This is a genomic window from Salsipaludibacter albus (genome assembly GCF_019798055.1).
In the GTDB taxonomy this organism is placed as follows: Bacteria; Actinomycetota; Nitriliruptoria; order Nitriliruptorales; family Nitriliruptoraceae; genus Salsipaludibacter; species Salsipaludibacter albus.
Genome location: NZ_JAHOPH010000015.1, coordinates 20,161 through 37,344, shown reverse-complemented (window position 1 = coordinate 37,344; position 17,184 = coordinate 20,161). Strand labels below are relative to the sequence as shown.

Genomic DNA, 17,184 nt, shown 5'->3' with positions numbered 1-17,184 from the left:
AGACGTGGCTCAGGCGTCGGTCCCGTCCGCGTCGGCGCCGTCGGCGTCCGAGGCGTCGCCGTCCGTCACGTCGGTGGCGTCGCCGTCCGTGCCGTCGGCATCGGTGGCGTCGCCGTCGGTCACGTCGGTGGCGTCACCGTCCGTGCCGTCTGCGTCGGCAGCGTCGCCGTCGCTGACGTCGGTGGCGTCGCCGTCGGTCGCGTCACCGTCGGTGCCGTCTGCGTCGGCGGCCGGGCGGTCGGCATCCAGGGGACCGGAGGTGGACATGTCGTCGTCGCGCAGCGGGCCGTCGGAGGAGGTCATGGTGGATCCTGTCGGGTCGGTTGGCAGTGCTGGGTCGCACCCACGAACGTAGGGTGTGGCGACCAGCCGGGCAGTGGCCGGTCGCGGGTGCGCCGACGGGCGACGCGAGCCCGTGACAGGTCCGCGGACCCGTGTTATCGTTGGGATCCAAACGAATCGCACCCACGGGAGCCCGGCCATGCCGGAACAGCACGGATTCATCTTCCCGCGCACGGCGACCGGCGCGTCGTCGATCCTGCCCCCACCTCCCTGGCACTACTCCGGCGACCTCCTCACCATCGAGTACCGCACCGACCCCGACCGCGTGGTCGAGTTGCTGCCCGACCCGATGGAGCCCGCCGACGACCCCGGGGCGGTCGCGATCGTCTGGGCCGACTGGCAGTCCTGTGGTGACGACTTCGCGGAGCTGGACGACCCGGTCCGGGCCCAGTACCGCGAGGTGTTCTTCGTCATCCGGGGGCGCTACGAGGGCGAACACCGGTCCCGGTGTGCCTACATCTGGGTGGACAAGGACTTCGCGATGGTCCGTGGCCACTTCCAGGGCTACCCCAAGAAACTCGGCAGCATCTGGATGACCCGGCCGGTGGCGTACGGCCGGGCCGGACCCCGGCTCGAGGTCGGTGGGCGGTTCGGCGCCACCCTCGCGGCCAACGACCGGCGGCTGGCCGAGGCCACCTTCACCATCACCGGCACCAGCGACACGGGTGGGTTCGTCAACAGCCACGCGATGGTCCACACCCGTTTCATGCCGTCGATCGAGGCCGACGGGACCGCCGCGCTGCACGAGCTCGTCACCATGAAGTCCACCGACGTCGACGCCGGGCCGATCTTCACCGGCGACGCCGACCTGGCCCTGTTCGACGTGCCGGGCGAGGAGTTCGGGTTGCTGGAGCCGCGCGAGATGATCGGCGGGTTCTACCAGCAGCTCGGCGTGACCTTCCCCGGCGGCGAGACGCTCGCCCGCATGACCTGAACCCGGCACACTCGACCCACCGACCCCGGAAAGGCCCCACCATGGGTGAGATCCTGGCCGTCTCGCTGACCTCGCACGCCCCGACGATCATGATGCCCCGCGAGCAGCGACTCGAGCTCAACGAGGGCAGGGAGATCTCGCTCGTGCCCGGTCTGCACCGGATGCGCGACGAGAAGCTGGCGGCGCTCGACGTCGACACGATCGTGATCCTCGACACGCACTGGTTCACCACGGTCGAGCACGTCGTGACCGCCCAGGACCACTTCGAGGGCGTGTTCACCTCTGCCGAGCTGCCCCGCGGGATGTCACAGATCCCCTTCGAGTACGACGGTGACCCCGAGTTGGCGGACGCGATCGCCGCCCAGGGCGAGGTGGTGGGGACGCCGATCCACGCCAACCACGACCCGCACCTGCCGATCTTCTACGCCACGATCAACCTCGTGAAGTACCTGCGCACCGACCAGAAGGTGATCTCGGTGTCGATCGCCCAGACGGGCGAGGACGACGACTTCCAGCGGGTCGGCCGCGCGATCGGCCGGGCCGTCGCGGCCACCGATCGCAAGGTCGTGCTGCTCGCCTCCGGGGGGATGAGCCACCGGTTCTGGTCGCTCAAGAAGCTCGAGGAGCACGAGGCGTCGGACCCCTCCCACATCATCACGCCCGAGGCCCGCGCCGCCGACGAGCAGCGCATCGCCTGGATGGAGGCCGGGGACCACGCGGCGATCGTGGACCACATGGACGACTACATGGCCCACGCCCCCGAGGGTGGGTTCGGGCACGTCCTGATGATGCAGGCCGCGGTCGGTGGCCGGGCGTGCATCGCCACGGGGGAGAAGCTCAGCGACTACGAGAACGCCACCGGGACGGGCCAGGTCCACGTGTGGTTCGACCGCCCGGCCACCGGCTGGACCGGCCACGGCGTCGAGGTCGCAGGGATCACCACCGACGAGCCCGCCACCGCGGGTGCCGGGACGAGTGCCGGGGCGTGAACGAACACCTCAGCGACGTCTGGTTCAAGGTCACCGACCTGCAGGTGACGCACGGCTCCGGGGCCGTGGTCACCACCGTCGACGGACAGGACTACCTCGACTTCACGTCGGGCATCGGCGTCGTCAACACCGGCCACGCCCACCCGCAGGTCGTGGCCGCGGTGCGCGAGCAGGCAGGGCGGTTCCTGCACGCCCAGCTCAACTGCTACACCCACGACCTGCTCGACCCGCTGACCACCCGGCTGGACGAGATCACCCCGGACTCGATCGACACGTTCTTCCTCGCCAACTCCGGGGCCGAGGCGACCGAGGCCGCGGTCAAGCTGGCGAAGTGGGCCACCGGGCGGACCGACACGATCGTGTTCCGCGGGTCGTTCCACGGACGCACCCACCAGGCGATGGCGATGACGACCTCCAAGTCGGTCTACCGCGTCAACCAGGGGCCGCTGCCGTCCGGCATCCACGTCGCCCCGTTCCCGTACACCTTCCTGAGCGGCGAGGACGTCGACACGGCCGTTGCCCGCTGCCTGCGCGAGTTCGACCTGCTGCTGGGCACCCAGACCGCACCGTCGGAGGTGGCGGCGGTCATCATCGAGCCGGTGCTGGGCGAGGGTGGCTACGTCGAGGCGCCCCGGGCGTTCCTCGAGGGGCTGCTGGAGCGCTGCCGTGAGCACGGCATGCTGTTCGTCGCCGACGAGGTCCAGTCCGGGTTCGGTCGGACGGGCGAGCTGTTCGCCGTCGACCACCACGACCTCGATCCCGACGTGATGGTGATGGCCAAGGGCATCGCGTCGGGCTTCCCGGTGTCGGCGATCGGCGCGTCGCACCAGCTCATGGCGCACTGGCCGCCCGGCAGCCACGGTGGCACCTTCGGGGGCAACCCGATGGGCTGTGCCGCCGCGCTGGCCACGATCGACGTGCTGACCGCCGACGGCTTCATGGACACCGTCCGCGAGCGCGCTGTCCAGCTGCGCGCCGGCCTGGACGAGCTGCTCGGGGCCCACGAGGCGATCGCCGAGCACCACGGCCTCGGGATGATGGTCGGCACCGAGCTGGTCGACGACGACGGTCGGCCGGACCCCGCACGCACGAAGGCGGTGCTGGCGCACATGGTCGAGCAGTCCAACGTCGTGCTGATGTCGTGTGGACCGTTCGGCTCGACGATCCGCTGGATCCCCCCGCTGGTCGCCACCGCCGACCAGGTCGACCACGCCGTCACCGCCCTCGACCACGCCCTGTCCGCCACGGCCTGACCCCCCGCGTCCTCCCCGCCCCTGCAGCGCCGACACCTCCACCCGATGTCAGTTCCCCTCCGCGATGTGAGTTGTCCGCCCATGTGCGCGGAACTCACATCGGTGCGTCGAACTCACATCGCGAGTCGGGCTCGCGTCGGGCACGAGTCACGGGTGTGGCGGCAATGCCTTCTCGAGGAAGATGCTGGCAGGATGCTCCGGATAGTGGCCGAAGGGGGCGCGGGGGGTGTAGCCGGCGCCCAGGTAGAGGGCGAGGGCGGCGGCCATCGTGGCGCCGGTCTCGAGCCGGACGTGGGTGGCGCCGTGGCGGCGGGCCTCGTCCTCGAGCGCGGCCAGCATCGTGCGACCGAGCCCGCGCCCCCGGTGGTCGGCGGCGACGTGCATGGACTTGACCTCGCCCCAGTCGTCCCCGCGAGCCGCGTACGCGCCGATCGCGACCACCTCGCCGTCGTCGAACGCCGCCAGCAGCGTGAGCGCCGGGTCGGCCAGCGCGTCGGGCTCCAGCCGGTGCTTCGCCTCGGCGGGTTCGGGGCCGGCGTCCATCAGCGCCACGTGGGCCGCCAGCAGGTCGACCACGGCCGGGTCGTCCGCCGCCACCCGTCGCACCTCGACCATCCGGGCGTCCTCCCGTCGCACGATGCCCCGGAGGCTACGCCCACCTAGCGTGTCCGACGTGCCCCCCGGTCGGACCGGCGGCGCGCAGCGAGGTGGAGACGTGGACGAGGTGATCGGGTGGACGGCGCGCCGGGCCGTGGCGGAGCTGCGGGCCGGCGAGGTCCGGCCGAGCGAGCTGGTCGAGGCCTCGCTGGCCCGGATCGCGGACGTGGACGGCGCGGTCAACGCCCTGCCGACCGTGGTGGGGGAGCGGGCCCTGGACCGTGCCCGTGGACTCGAGGAGACGGCCCGTGTCACCGGCACCGAGGTGGACCGTGGCTGGCTCGGCGGACTGCCGCTGGCGATCAAGGACCTCACGGACGTGGCCGGCGTGCGGACCACCCGGGGGTCGACGCTGTTCGCCGACCGGGTGCCGGAGACCTCGGACCTGCTGGTCGAGCGACTCGAGTCCAAGGGCGGGATCGTGGTCGCCAAGTCCAACACCCCCGAGTTCGGCAACGGCGCCCACACCACCAACGAGGTGTTCGGCGCGACCCGCAACCCGTGGGACACCACGCGCAGTCCGGGCGGCTCGTCGGGTGGGGCCACCGCGGCGCTCACGACCGGCCAGGTGTGGCTCGCGCAGGGGACCGACGTGGGGGGTTCGCTGCGCACGCCGGCCTCGTTCTGCGGCGTGGTCGGGTTGCGTCCCACCCCCGGCCGGGTGGTGCGCGGTCCGGGTGGCAACCCGTTCGACGACGTCAACGTGTCCGGGCCGATGGGTCGGACCGTCGGGGACGTGGCGCTGGGACTGGACGCGATGGCCGGGGTGGACCGGCGTGACCCGATGTCGCTGCCCGTCCCCGACCGGGCGTACGTCGACGTCGTGGACCACGCCGAGCCGCCGCGGCGGCTCGCGTTCACGCCCGACCTCGATGGCTACACCACCGTGGACCCGGAGGTAGTCGTGATCTGTCGATCGGCGGTCGCGCGCCTCGCGGCCCTGGGCACCGACGTGGTCGAGGCCAGTCCGGACACGACCGGGCTGCACGAGGCCTACCACCTGCTGCGGGCCCGGCTGCAGGCCGACTTCGGCGAGGTGATCGGCGACCGGCTGGACGAGACCAACGCCGACGTCCAGTGGAACGTCGGCCACGGCCGCGACCTGACGGGCGCCGACCAGGCCCGTGGCCGCCGCCTGCGCGCCGAGGTGTACGCCCGCTGGGTCGCGTTCCTGGACGACGTCGACCTGCTGGCCCTGCCGGCCGCGATCGTCCCACCACCGAGCCTGGAGACCCGCTCGCTGTCGTCGTACCGCGGGATGGACTTCGCGACCTACATCGACTGGGTCAAGATCACCTTCCTGGCCACGACGGTCGCCTCACCGGCCCTGGTCGTGCCGGTGGGCGTCACCGCGTCCGGGCTGCCGGTGGGGCTGCAACTGGTCGGGCCGCCACGCCGCGAGGACGTGGTCCTGGCTGCCGGTGCCGTCCTCGAGGCCGACCTGGGGCTGGATCCGAGGCCCATCGACCCCCGCGGTCCGATGCCGTGACCGCGTGCGCCCTGTCCACGGGGACGTGCGCTCCTCGACCGAGATGGGCCTCCGACGCCCGTCGGCGTATCACGACGTCGCACCATCGACTCCGATGCCTCGGCCCGCGCGGCCGGCCGCGGCCCCAACCCCCGACACCACGGACGCTCCATGACTGCCTCCGAGCCCCTCTCCCCGAAGGACGTGCGTGACGAGCTGCGGTGGCTCCTCGGTCGCGAGGGGGCGCGGCTCCCACAGCCACCGGGAAAACAGGATCGTGCGCGCCGATCGAGGGTCCCGTTGCTCGATCGGGCCCCTGTCATCCGGATCCCGTCGGAGGCACGCGCACGCCTGCGGCTCCGGCTGCTCGACCCGGCGACCGCCGCCCCGCCGTTCGGTGCCCAGGACGACGACCCCTTCGAGACGTGCTACGTCGGCAACCACCTCCTGGTTCGTGGGCGCGACGGCGTCGACGAGGTCCTGGACGAGGTGATCTCCGAGGTCCGGGTGATCGTCGAGCAACAGCTCGCGACGGACGCCGGGATCAAGGTCGAGGTGGAGCCCGTCGAGATGTCCGGGCCCGACGGCGAGGCCCGGGACTGGGCGGGGCTGGTGGAAGGGGTCCGTGACCGCAGGGTCCGGGCGCTGGTCGAGCGCGCCAGGGCGGTCCCGCTGGCCATCACCGTCCGGTCCGGCGATGTGGTCCTGCCACCGGTCGATGCGTGGCCGATCCTCCAGGTCCTCCGGTCCCGGATCCAGTCACCACCGGTGGGTCGACGGGCACTCGGCAAGGCGCTCGTCGGCCTCGACCATGCCGTCACGCTCCACCCGATGTACGACGGGCACCCGATGTACGACGGGCATCCGATGTACGACGGCCATCCGATGTACGACGGCCACTCCCCGGGGGCCAGCGTGGCCGCCTACGCCGTGCCGGGGCGGGGCGGCCGCGCCCCGGTGGCACGTCCGGGCTGGGCGACGCCGGACGACGCGGACCCGGGAGGTCCGGTCGTGTTGGTCATGGACACCGCCGTGGACGCCGAGCACGGATGGTTGCAGGGATCCGGGATCGGCGAGGCGGTGACGATGCAGGACGGCAGCAGCATCGCGTCGGCCTCGGCGCAGGCGAGTGCGCCCACGTCGTCGGAGCCACTGCTGCGCGGGCTCGAGACGCTTGCCGGTCACGGGACGTTCATCGCCGGCCTGGTCCGCCAGGCGTGCCCGGCGGCACGGATCAGGTCGGTGCCGTTGTTCGAGGTCGACGGCGTCATCGCCGAGCACGCCCTGCTGGACGCCCTGTTGCTGCTGGCGATCCGCCAGGACGATGCCCTGCGGTCCGGGGACCCGGCCCGGCCGCCCATCGACATCGTCTCGCTGTCGCTGGGCTACTACCACGAGACCCTGGAGGACGTCGAACACACCGCCCAGGTGCTGGGTGCGATCCGGGCCCTGCAGGCGACCGGGGTCACGGTCGTCGTCTCGGCGGGCAACGACGCGACGGTCCGGCCCTGCGTGCCTGCAGCCCTGGCACCCAACGGGCTCGCCGAGCCGGCCCCGCCACCGTCGGCCCCGATGGTGTGTGTCGGCGCCACCAATCCCGACGGGACCGTGGCGCTGTTCAGCAACGAGGCACGCTGGGTCAGCCACTGGCGGCGCGGCGCGTCGCTCGTCAGCACCTTCCCGCGGGTCGACGCCTCCGGCAACCCCGGGGCCCAGCTGGAGCGACTGTGGTCGCCCGGTCACCGCAGTGGCCTCGACCAGGACGACTACCGGGACGGGTTCGCGACCTGGAGTGGCACCTCCTTCGCCACGCCGCTGTTCGCCGGCCAGTTGGCCCGGGCGCTCGTGGACGCCGGCCATGCCAGCGCGGGTGACTCCATCGAGAGCCGCGCGAAGGTGGCGCTCGCTGCCCTGGGCGAACTCCCCACCGAACCGCGGTCGTCCGACGTCGACGCGGTCGACGGCGACCCGACTCCCGCGTGATGTCCCGGGCGTGACCGAGCGCGACGCGGTCGCCGCCATGGCCGAACTGGTCGAAGCCGGGCGCACGCATGTCAACCACGGCGCCCCGGCGGCGTCCATCACCTGCTACCGACAGGCGCTGGCCGGGCTCGACGACCTTCCGTCGCACGACGACACGGACCGACTGCGGGTTCGCGCGCTCCTGGGGCTCGCGCTCGCCGAGACCGACATCACGGGTGATCCGGTGCCGGGGCTGGACCACCTCACGCGGGCCGAGTCGCTCCTCCCCCCGGATGCAGACGACCTGCGGGTCGCGCTGCTCGGGCAGCGGGCGATCCTCCTCCTGCGGGCAGGGCGGATGGAACAGGCGCTCGAGGCGTTCCTCGCGGCCGAGCCGATCCTGCACCTGACGAGCCCCAGCCACCGGGCATCCATGGTGCTGAACCGTGGCGTGCTCCGGATGGAGCTGGGCCACCGGGCCGAGGCGCGGCGCGACTTCGTCCGCGCGGTGGCGGAGGCCTCCGGTGCCCGGCAGCCCAGGACGGCCTACAAGGCACGGCACAACCTGGCCTACCTCTCCTCCCTCGACGGCGACCTCCCCCGCGCGATCGCCGGCATGGCGACGGCCGGTGAGCACGACGACGGGACGACCGAGACGCCGGAGCCCATCGGCCTGCTCGATCGTGGACGGGTCCTGATCGAGGCCGGGCTGGTGGACGAGGCCGACGCCCTCCTCGCCCGTGCACAGGCCCTGTTCGAGCGTGAACAGCGCGGACGAGACGTCGGCGAGGTCACGTTGGTCCGGGCCGAGGCCGCGCTCGTGGCAGGTGATCTCGAGCGTTCGGCCGAGCTCGCCGCCATGGCCGAGGACCTGTTCGCGACCACCGACAACCCGTGGTGGTGGCGGCGGGCCGAGCTCGTCGTGGTGGAGGTCGCGCGCCAGCGGGTCTCCACCGGCGCGCTGCCGTCACGGGACCTGCGTCCCCTGCGACGGCGCGCGCTGGACCTCGTCGACCAGGCCGGCGAGGTCGATGCGGAGGTGGAGCTCGTTGCGCGCCTGCTGGCGATCGACATCGCGTGTGCCATGGGCGAACTCGCGAGCGCCGAGCTCGAGCTGCGTGCGATCGAGGTGCCGGACTGGGCCACGCCACGCATCCGGCTGCGGTGGCACCTGTGCCGGGCGGCCGTGGCACTGGCACGCGAGGATCCGGACGTGCTGGTCGTCGTCGAGGAGGGGGTCGCGGCACTGGCCGACGCACAGTCGCAGGTGGGCTCGCGTGACCTGCGCACCGCGATGGCGCTGCACGGACGTCCGTTGGTCGACATCGGGGTGCAGGCCGCCCTTGCCCGTGGATCCGTCGAGGAGCTGCATCGTGCGGTGGACCTGGCCCATGCCGCGTCGTCACGCCTGACCCCCGTGCGGGCCGACCTCCCCGACGCCGACCGCCGCCTGCTCGCCGAGCTGCGCGCGCTCGAGGACCGCCGGTGGCGCGAGGTCGAGGCCCCCGAGTCGCAGCGCGAGGCGTGGGGTGACCGGGCCGGCCGGTTGCGCGAGGACCTGCGTCGACGAGCCTGGCGCCAGTCCGGTGGTGCGTCGCAGGACGGTCCCGACCCGATCGTCTCCCTGGACGAGCTCGGTGCCGAACTGGGTCGTGGGGACGCCGTGTCGGTCTCGTTCGTCCGCTCGGGTGACGACCTGGTCGCCCTCCGGGTGACGGCCCGCGAGGCCGCGCCGATCCGCCTGGGTCCGATCGGCCCGATCCTCGGGGCGGTCGGGCGGGTGCGGGCCGACCTGCGGGTGGTCAACCTCTCCAGCCTGCCCCCTGCGATGCGTGGCGTGGTGGGAGACTCACTGCGGGACGGGTTGGCCCGCCTGGACGCCCTGCTGGCGACGCCGCTCGACGCACCCGGCCGCGACCTCGTCGTCGTGCCCCACGCCGACCTGGCCCTGGTCCCGTGGTCGCTGCTCCCCAGTCGTGCGGGTGCCGGCACCGTGACCTCGCCCAGTGCGACCCGCTGGGTCCGTCGCCGCGGGCGTCCCCCGACGTCAGCCCCCGTGGTCCGGGCCCTCGCCGGCCCGGACCTCGACCGGGCGCACGACGAGGTCGCCGACGTCGCGGCGACCTGGGGCACGACGGGTCGGGCGACCGCGGCCCGGGGGGATCACCTGCGGGCCGCGCTGGCCGAGGCGGAGGTGGTCCACCTCGCGGCGCACGGCGTCCACCACGCCGCCGCGCCGCTGTTCTCGTCGGTCCGGCTCGAGGACGGTCCCTTCTACGCCCACGACCTGTCACGGGCGACCGCCACGCGCCTGGTCGTGCTGTCGGCGTGCGACGTCGCCGAGCACGCCATGCGTCCGGGCGACGAGCCGCTTGGCTTCGCCGCAGCACTGCTCGACACGGGGGTGGACGTGGTGGTGGGGGCGGTCGCACCCATCCGCGACGACGTGGCGGCGCGCGTGGGCAGCGAACTGCACCGGTACCTCGCGGGCGGATCCTCCCCGGCCCGTGCCGTCAGCCGCGTGGTGGCCGATGCCGGCGACGACGGTGGTGTCGCGCCCATGGTGGTGCTGGGCAACGGCCTCGGTCCGGTGGCGGACGTCACGACACGGAGGCGGTCGGCATGACACGTCATGTGCGCTCGTCGCACGAGTCGGCCCCCGCAGGTATCGAGTCGCCGACATCGTGCCTCCCAACCGCTGCCCGACGTCCGTCACGGTCCTGCCCCGACCCGACGCGACCCGCCCCGTGACCCCCGTCACGACCTGAGACGCCACGACCGCCCGACCGCCTGACCGCCCAGGAGCGACCGATGCCCCACGAGCCCTCCTCGGAACACGACCCCGCCGTGCTCGCACGTGGACCGCTCGACACCGTCGACGCCCACGTCCTGACCACCCTCCGACATGCCGCCGAGACGCTCGACCCGGTGCCGCCGGGCCTCGTCGGCCGCATCACCTTCGCGGTGGCGCTCGACGAGGTGTACGCCGAGGTGGCCGAGATCCAGCGCGAGGACCTCCTCGCGGGGTCCGGCGTGCGCGGGGGTGACGCCGCCGACACGGACACGGCGACGATGACGTTCTCCTCCGAGCGCACGTCCATGACGATCACGGTGTCCCCGTCCGGCCATCGGCTCGTCCGCATCGACGGGTGGCTGACCGGCGCGGACGATGCCGTCATCGCCCTGCGCATCCCGGGAGAGACCCGTCGAGCGGCCGCCGAGCGCGGCCGCTTCTGGTTCGATGAGGTCCCCCGGGGCCAGGTCCAGTTGCTGGTGGAGGAGCCCGACGGTCGGGCGACGATGATCACGCCGGCCGTCGAACTGTGACGAGCCCGTCCTCGGGCACCCGGGCTCGGCGACCGCACCACGAGGGGCGACCATGATTCCCAGGTACGACCGCGCGGCCGACTACGCCGCCGACCAACGACTTCCCGCCGGTGACCACGACCCGGACGTCGGCGTTCCACCCGGTGCGGCGCGTCGCTGGGCGGCGCGACACCTCGACCCCGTGGAGGCGACCCGGCACGTGCGGCATCGCCACGACGACCACGGCGCCGCCGCCTGCCGGCCGACGCGGTACTGCGCCGATCGGCTCCTGGCCCGGACCACGCCCCTCCCCGAGGGTCACGAGTGCGACCGCACCTGCGAGGCCCCGCACGACCCGCAGCGACTCGTCGCCCACGTCAACGAGCTCCTGGACGACGCCGGCGAGTCGTTCCGCGTCCAGCAGGACGATCGGGAGCCGGACCTGCGCGGGCTCGTCGCCGACATGGCCCTGACCCCGGTCGAGCAGGATGCCCTCGAGCTCGCCTGCGACACCACGGTCCACCTGCGGCTGGTGACCGAGCACCCGCTGGACGATCCGCCCGACGCGTGGCGGGCACTGGTCCTGCTGCGTCACGCCGACGAGGACCTCGTCCTGGCGCTGGACCACCTGGTCGGGATGCCGACCATGTCCGGCCAGCCGTTCACGTCCGGTGGTCCGTTCACGTCGGGGGGTCCGTTCACGTCGGGCGGTCCGTTCACGTCGGGCGGCCCGTTCACCTCGGGTGGTCCATTCACCTCGGGCGGTCCGTTCACCTCTGGCGGTGCGTTCGGCGCCGGCAACCCGCTCGGGGCCTCGATCGCCCGGTACGCCGTGCCGGGTGCCGGGGGTCGCATGCCGGTGACCTGGCGTGGACCCGCACCCGTCGGGCCCGACGAGTCACGCCCGGGTCCGGTCGTCGCGATCGTCGACACGCCGGTCCAGCCGCATCCGTGGCTCGGGGATTTCCCCGACGACGCGCACGACCGCCCGCCCGTCGTCGAGCGCCTGCCCCGGGTCGGCACCGCGACGTCGTCCTCGCTGCCGCTGGGTGACCACGCGCTGGTCGACGACCCGCTCGTGTCCGACCCCCTGCTGCGCCAGCTGGAGTCCCAGGCCGGACACGGCACCTTCATCGCCGGCCTGGTGCGCCAGGAGTGCCCCGACGCCCGGATCGTGAGCGTGCCGTTGTACGGCGCGGACGGCGTCGTCCCGGAGGGCGAGCTGTTGCGGATCCTGTCGGCCCTGGTCGTGCGGCAACTCGTCGCGCGCCACGGTGGCAACGTGACCGGCCACCGCGACGGGCTGGTCGACGTCGTGTGCCTGTCGCTGGGCTACTACCACGAACGGCCCGAGGACCCCGCCTTCACGGAGTTGCTGGAGCCGCGACTGCGCGCGCTCGGCATGCTGGGCGTGGCGGTCGTCGCCTCGGCCGGCAACGACGCCACCGTCCGGCCGTGCTGGCCGGGTGCCCTGGCACAGCGGCTGCCACGCCCACCGGTCCCGGCGCCGTCCGACGGCGAACCGCCCGCGGACACCGACCAGGGGGACACCGGGCCGGTGGACGACGGCCAGCCGACCCTGCCCCTGCACGGTGACCTGGTCCCGCTCGTGGCCGTGGGCGCGACGAACCCCGACGGATCGTCCGCGCTGTTCAGCAACGACGGCCCGTGGGTCACGGCCTGGCGCGCCGGCGTCTCGCTGGTCTCGACCTTCCCGCTGGTCGATGCCGGCGCGAGTCCGGACGTCGAGGTCGAGACCGCGTTCGGCACCCGACGCACCGCACTGGACCCCGACGACTACCGGGGCTTCGCCGTGTGGAGTGGGACGTCGTTCTCCGCACCGGTGCTGGCGGCCGAGCTGGCGGCCGCGCTGGCGTCGGACGACGTCCCGCTCGCCGAGCACGACCCGTCCGTCCCGGGATCCGTGGCACGGGCGTGGAAGGCCCTGGTGTCCCTGGAGGGCTTCGGGCACGTCGAGCGCCCCGACGCGACGCGAGACGACGCGGACGCGGGTTGACGGCCCCGCCCGGGCTCACCCCGGATCGCCGGGTCGAACTGGCGCGGCGGGCGATGGAGGCCCACGACTACGGCGCTGCGGCCACGCTGGCCCGCCCCGTGGTCGACGCGCTCGGCACGACGCACGATCCCGGTGAGCAGCGGCTGCTGGTGCGCGCGCTGACGATCCTCGCCTGCTCGCGACACGAGGTCGACGTCGACCAGTCCTGGTCGCCCCTGCTGGACCGTGCCGCCCAGATCGTCGATGCGGCGGGCCTCGCCGACCTGCGCGTGGCGGTCGCGGGGGCGAGGGCGTACTGCCACCTGCGGGGTGGCGACGTGCACGCCGCGATGGCGGTCTTCGACACGGCCGACCCCTGGCTGGACGACGCGTCGACCGAGGATCGGGTGCGGTTCCTCCTCAACCGGGGATTCGTCCGGTTGGAGGTGGGCGACCTCGACGCCGCGGGTCGCGACCTGGGCCGGGTGGAGGAGGAGGGGGCTGCGGCCGACCTGCTGGAACTCGCCCAGAAGGCCCGGCACAACCGGGGATTCCTCGCCTTCATCCAGGGCGACCTGCCCCGTGCGCTGGACGTGTTCGCGCGGGGGGTGGCCGACGTCGAGCTCGAGCCGGCCGTCGGGCGGCTGATGGACGACCCGATCGCACGCATGGATCGTGCCCGGGTCCTGCAGGAGGCGGGCCTGGTCGACGAGGGCGACGCGTTCCTCGAGCAGGCCATCGGCGACATGGCCGGGTCGGGGCGCCACCAGGACGTCGGCGAGGCCCACCTGCTGCGTGCCCGGGGCGCCCTCGCCAGCGGGGACCTCGACCTCGCGGCGGAGCAGACCGAGCGGGCAGCAGGCCTGTTCGTGGGTCGCCGCAACGCGCGCTGGGCGCGGCGGGCGGCGTTCGTCCGGCTGGCGGTCCGGCTCGAGCAGGCCCAGTCGGAGGTGGCCGGCCTGGCACCGTCGGACCCCACGGGGATCCCACCGGACCCGTCCCTGGCCGACCAGGTCGAGGACCTGGCGCGGGCGGCCGACGACGCCGACGACGTCGAGATCAGCCTGCCGGCCTGGTTCATGCTGGCCGAGGCGGCGCTCGTCGCCGGTGACCCGGACCGGGCGGCCCGTGCCCTGGACGGGCGAGCCGCCGAGGACGCCGCGGTCAGCGTGCGCCTGCGCTGGTATCGCGCCCGCGCAGGGTTGGCCGCCGCGCGGGGCGACGCCGACCTCCAGCAGATCGTCGAGGACGGGCTGGTCGAGCTCGGACGGGCTCAGGCACGACTCGGCTCGGTCGACCTGCGCACGGCGATGGCGATCCACGGTCGTGAGCTGGCCGAGATCGGGGTCGCCGACGCCGTCGGACGTGACGATCCGGAGGTCGTGCACGGGGCCGTCGAGCGATCGCACGCCTCGTCGACGCGGATCGCCCCGGTCCGTCCCAGCGCGACCGCACGGGAGCGTGAGCAGCTCGCCCGACTGCGCCGTGCCAACGACGCCCTGTGGCGACGCGACGAGGGTGGCGACCCCGAGCACGACCGGCGGCTGCGGCGGGAGATCACGCGGCTCCAGCACGACCTGCGCCACCGGGAGTGGCAGCGCAGCGGGGTGCGGTCCGACGTCGGGCTGGCCGACCTCGCCACCGTCCGGGCACACCTCGCCCCCAGCGGGGCCGTGGCGGTGTCCTACACCAGTGTCGGGTCGCGCCTCCTCGCGGTCCGCATCGACCAGCGAGACGTCACCGTCGTCGAGCTCGGCGACCTCGCCACGGCCGTGCGCGACGTCGAGCAGGTGCGCTCCGACCTCCAGGCGGTCGTCCTGTCCGGGGTCCCCGAGGCCGTCCGCAGCGTGATGCGTCGCTCGGTCGACGCGACGCTGCAACGACTGGACGCCCGGCTGCTGCGCCCGCTGGAGGTGGGCCCGTCCCCCCTGGTGCTGGTTCCCCACGGGGCGCTGGCGCTGGTGCCGTGGTCGCTCGTGCCCAGTCGGCTCGGACTCGCCTCGACCATGGTCCCGAGCCTGACCATGTGGGACCGGCTTCGTGGGCGGGCCGCGTCGGCCTCGGGGGCCGGGGTGATGGCCGTCGCGGGGCCCGGACTGGACCGTTCCGTGGCCGAGGCCGTCGCCGTGGCGGAGGCCTGGGGGTCGGGCTGGGTCGCGCAGGGTGCGGATGCCACCGGCGCGGTCGTGCGCCGGGGGCTGCGCGAGGCCGACGTGGTGCACCTGGCCACCCATGGCCACCACCAGGCCGCGTCACCGCTGTTCTCCTCGTTGCGACTCCACGACGGCCCGATCTTCGCCCACGAGCTGGAGCCGGACCCCCGGGCCCGCCTGGTGGTGCTGTCCAGCTGCGAGGTCGGCTCGCACACGGTCCGGCGGGGTGACGAGCCACTGGGACTCACGGCCGCCCTGTTGCAGGCGGGGGTGCCGACCGTGCTCGCGGGGCTCGCCCGGGTGCGCGACGAGACCGCACACGACGTCATGATCGCCGTGCACGAGGGCCTGGTGGCCGGGCTCGGTCCGGCGGAGGCGCTGGCGATGGCCGTCGCCGATGCGGCGGGCGCTGGCGAGCTCGCGCCGTTCGGGTGCCTGGGGGCCGGACTTCGTCCCCTGGTCGGCTGAGGACGGTCCGGGCATCGGCCGGGACGCGGTGGCGGGCGTGGGAGGTGTCGGCGGGGGCCTGCCCTGCCCCGTGGGAGCCCCCGCCGCGATGGTGCCGGTGCCCGGCCGCTGCTCGTCCCCCGACAGCAGCGACCGGGCACCGGATCCGGTGGCGTCGGGCTCGCACCCGGGCCGCCGGTCGACACACGGGAGGCGGAGGGGTCGTCCCCTGATACGCGAGGCCCCCGGTACGTGCGCTGGACGCACGACGCGGGGTGGTGGTATCACGGTCCTGCAGTTCGTGCTCCCACTCGTGACGGCGCCCCACGTCGTCCGGCCACGGGCGCGACGTGTCTAGGCTGGACGACGTGCGCGTGGCCATCGAGGCCCGGACGCGGAACGCGAAACCCAGGAGCCGCGAACGGATGCCGACGGACCACGACCGGGCGCACCATCCGACCACGTTGGGGCAGGGATGACGACCGCGACACTCACGGATCGCGCCGAGCGGTGCTTCCGTCGGTACCTGGAGGGGGACCGTTCGGGGTTCGACGACCTCGTCGGGGAGGTGACACCGCTGCTGTGGCACGTGGTGCGGTCCCAGGGGCTGTCCTCCACCGCCGCCGAGGACGTGATCCAGCGGGCCTGGCTGGCCCTGGTGCGTCGCGCCGACGCGATCGAGGAGCCACGCGCGGTCGTGTCGTGGTTGGTCACGACGGCCAAGCGCGACGCGTGGCGTGCGACCCGGCGTGACCGGCCGGTCCGCAGTGACGACCTCGGCCAGACCGTCGGGCACCGCGACCCGGACGAGGTCGACTGGGTCGCCACGGCCACCCCGACCCGGGGACCGGACGAGGCCGTCGAGCTGGAGGACGAGGCCGAGCGGCTGTGGGCCCACGTCCAGTCCCTGCCCGAGCGGTGCCGGACCCTGCTGCGGGTCATCGCCTTCGCGGACCGCCCGGACTACGCCAGCATCTCCGAGGCACTCGGCATGCCGATCGGCAGCATCGGGCCGACCCGTGGTCGCTGCCTGGCCAAGCTGCGCACGCTCCTGGCCGACGACCCGACGTGGGAGACGAGCTGATGGACGCCCCGATCCCACCCGACGACGGCGGCCCCGACGGACCGATCGACGACCACGACGAGCGACTCCTGGCCGGCCTGGCCCGGCTCGCGGACCGGCTGGACCCGGTCCCGGCGGGGCTGGTCGACCGTGCCCGCTTCGCCGTGGCACTGGAGGAGGTCGAGGTCGAGGTGGCGCACCTCCTCCAGACCTCGACCGACCGGGACGGAGACCTGGCCGGGGTCCGCAGTGCCACGACCGACCGCTCCCTGACGATGACCTTCGCGGCGGCGTCGGTGACCGTCACGGTCGCGGTGACCGAGGTGGGTCGCGACCGCTTCCGGGTCGACGGCTGGTTGACCGGCGGGGGCGAGGTCGACGTGACGCTGCGCCTGCCGGACACGCCGCGGCGCCAGCGCGTCGGGGACGACGGGCGGTTCGTCTTCGACGACGTGCCGGCCAGCATGGTCCAGCTCGTGGTCGCCACCGTGGACGGCGACGGCCCGGCCGTGGTCACCCCGGTGTTCCAGCTGTAGCGATCCGGTCGGACGGCGGTCGACGGTTCGGGTCCCACCGGGCGTCGTCGCGCGCGCCACTCCTACGCTGGGAACCCG

Annotated in this window: 13 protein-coding genes; 11 read left to right on the top strand and 2 right to left on the bottom strand. The window is 73.7% G+C overall.

All coding sequences use genetic code 11. The annotated features are described in order from the left end of the window. Positions 1 to 9 precede the first annotated feature (9 nt). A complete protein-coding gene (locus KR546_RS10805; protein WP_238444772.1) occupies positions 10 to 303 on the bottom strand; it encodes a hypothetical protein in 294 nt (97 codons plus the stop codon). A 178-nt stretch (positions 304 to 481) separates the two neighbouring features. On the opposite strand from KR546_RS10805, the gene KR546_RS10800 reads away from it, so the two are divergent. From KR546_RS10800 to KR546_RS10790, 3 genes are read left to right on the top strand one after another with little or no spacing between them, the layout of a single operon-like run. After that, positions 482 to 1,276: an acetoacetate decarboxylase family protein gene (locus tag KR546_RS10800; RefSeq protein WP_238444723.1), complete on the top strand. Its 795-nt coding sequence runs from the start codon at positions 482 to 484 to the stop codon at positions 1,274 to 1,276. A 41-nt stretch (positions 1,277 to 1,317) separates the two neighbouring features. Then, entirely contained in the window at positions 1,318 to 2,265 is a 948-nt protein-coding gene (locus KR546_RS10795) for a DODA-type extradiol aromatic ring-opening family dioxygenase (RefSeq protein WP_238444722.1), read from the top strand. Further along, positions 2,262 to 3,518: an aspartate aminotransferase family protein gene (locus KR546_RS10790; protein ID WP_238444721.1), complete on the top strand. Its 1,257-nt coding sequence runs from the start codon at positions 2,262 to 2,264 to the stop codon at positions 3,516 to 3,518. The genes KR546_RS10795 and KR546_RS10790 overlap by 4 nt, the downstream gene beginning before the upstream one ends. Before the next feature lie 147 nt (positions 3,519 to 3,665). On the opposite strand, the gene KR546_RS10785 is transcribed toward KR546_RS10790, so the two are convergent. Further along, positions 3,666 to 4,133 carry a GNAT family N-acetyltransferase gene (locus tag KR546_RS10785; RefSeq protein ID WP_238444720.1) on the bottom strand — a complete coding sequence of 156 codons (468 nt, stop codon included), beginning with the start codon at positions 4,131 to 4,133 and terminating at the stop codon, positions 3,666 to 3,668. A gap of 100 nt (positions 4,134 to 4,233) precedes the next feature. Here KR546_RS10785 and KR546_RS10780 point away from each other — a divergent pair, with 100 nt between their 5' ends. The 8 genes from KR546_RS10780 to KR546_RS10745 all read left to right on the top strand — a co-directional run bounded on the left by KR546_RS10780 (position 4,234) and on the right by KR546_RS10745 (position 17,106). After that, positions 4,234 to 5,664, top strand: a complete 1,431-nt coding sequence (locus KR546_RS10780) for an amidase (RefSeq protein ID WP_238444719.1) — start codon at positions 4,234 to 4,236, stop codon at positions 5,662 to 5,664. A 279-nt stretch (positions 5,665 to 5,943) separates the two neighbouring features. Then, entirely contained in the window at positions 5,944 to 7,626 is a 1,683-nt protein-coding gene (locus tag KR546_RS10775) for a S8/S53 family peptidase (protein WP_238444718.1), read from the top strand. Positions 7,627 to 7,636: 10 nt separating this feature from the next. Next, entirely contained in the window at positions 7,637 to 10,231 is a 2,595-nt protein-coding gene (locus KR546_RS19725) for a CHAT domain-containing protein (protein WP_238444717.1), read from the top strand. Between the two features lie 185 nt (positions 10,232 to 10,416). Continuing rightward, the gene (locus KR546_RS10765; RefSeq protein WP_238444716.1) at positions 10,417 to 10,932 is read left to right on the top strand and encodes a hypothetical protein; all 516 of its coding nucleotides are present in this window, start codon (positions 10,417 to 10,419) and stop codon (positions 10,930 to 10,932) included. Between the two features lie 52 nt (positions 10,933 to 10,984). Then, positions 10,985 to 12,928, top strand: a complete 1,944-nt coding sequence (locus tag KR546_RS10760) for a S8 family serine peptidase (protein WP_238444715.1) — start codon at positions 10,985 to 10,987, stop codon at positions 12,926 to 12,928. After that, positions 12,925 to 15,528 (top strand): CHAT domain-containing protein, encoded by a 2,604-nt coding sequence (locus KR546_RS10755; protein WP_238444714.1) that lies wholly within the window; start codon positions 12,925 to 12,927, stop codon positions 15,526 to 15,528. Before KR546_RS10760 ends, KR546_RS10755 begins: the two co-directional genes overlap by 4 nt. Before the next feature lie 454 nt (positions 15,529 to 15,982). Continuing rightward, on the top strand, positions 15,983 to 16,591 hold the full coding sequence (locus tag KR546_RS10750; protein ID WP_238444713.1) for an RNA polymerase sigma factor: 609 nt from the start codon (positions 15,983 to 15,985) through the stop codon (positions 16,589 to 16,591). After that, positions 16,576 to 17,106 (top strand): hypothetical protein, encoded by a 531-nt coding sequence (locus tag KR546_RS10745; protein WP_238444712.1) that lies wholly within the window; start codon positions 16,576 to 16,578, stop codon positions 17,104 to 17,106. The genes KR546_RS10750 and KR546_RS10745 overlap by 16 nt, the downstream gene beginning before the upstream one ends. Positions 17,107 to 17,184 lie beyond the last annotated feature (78 nt).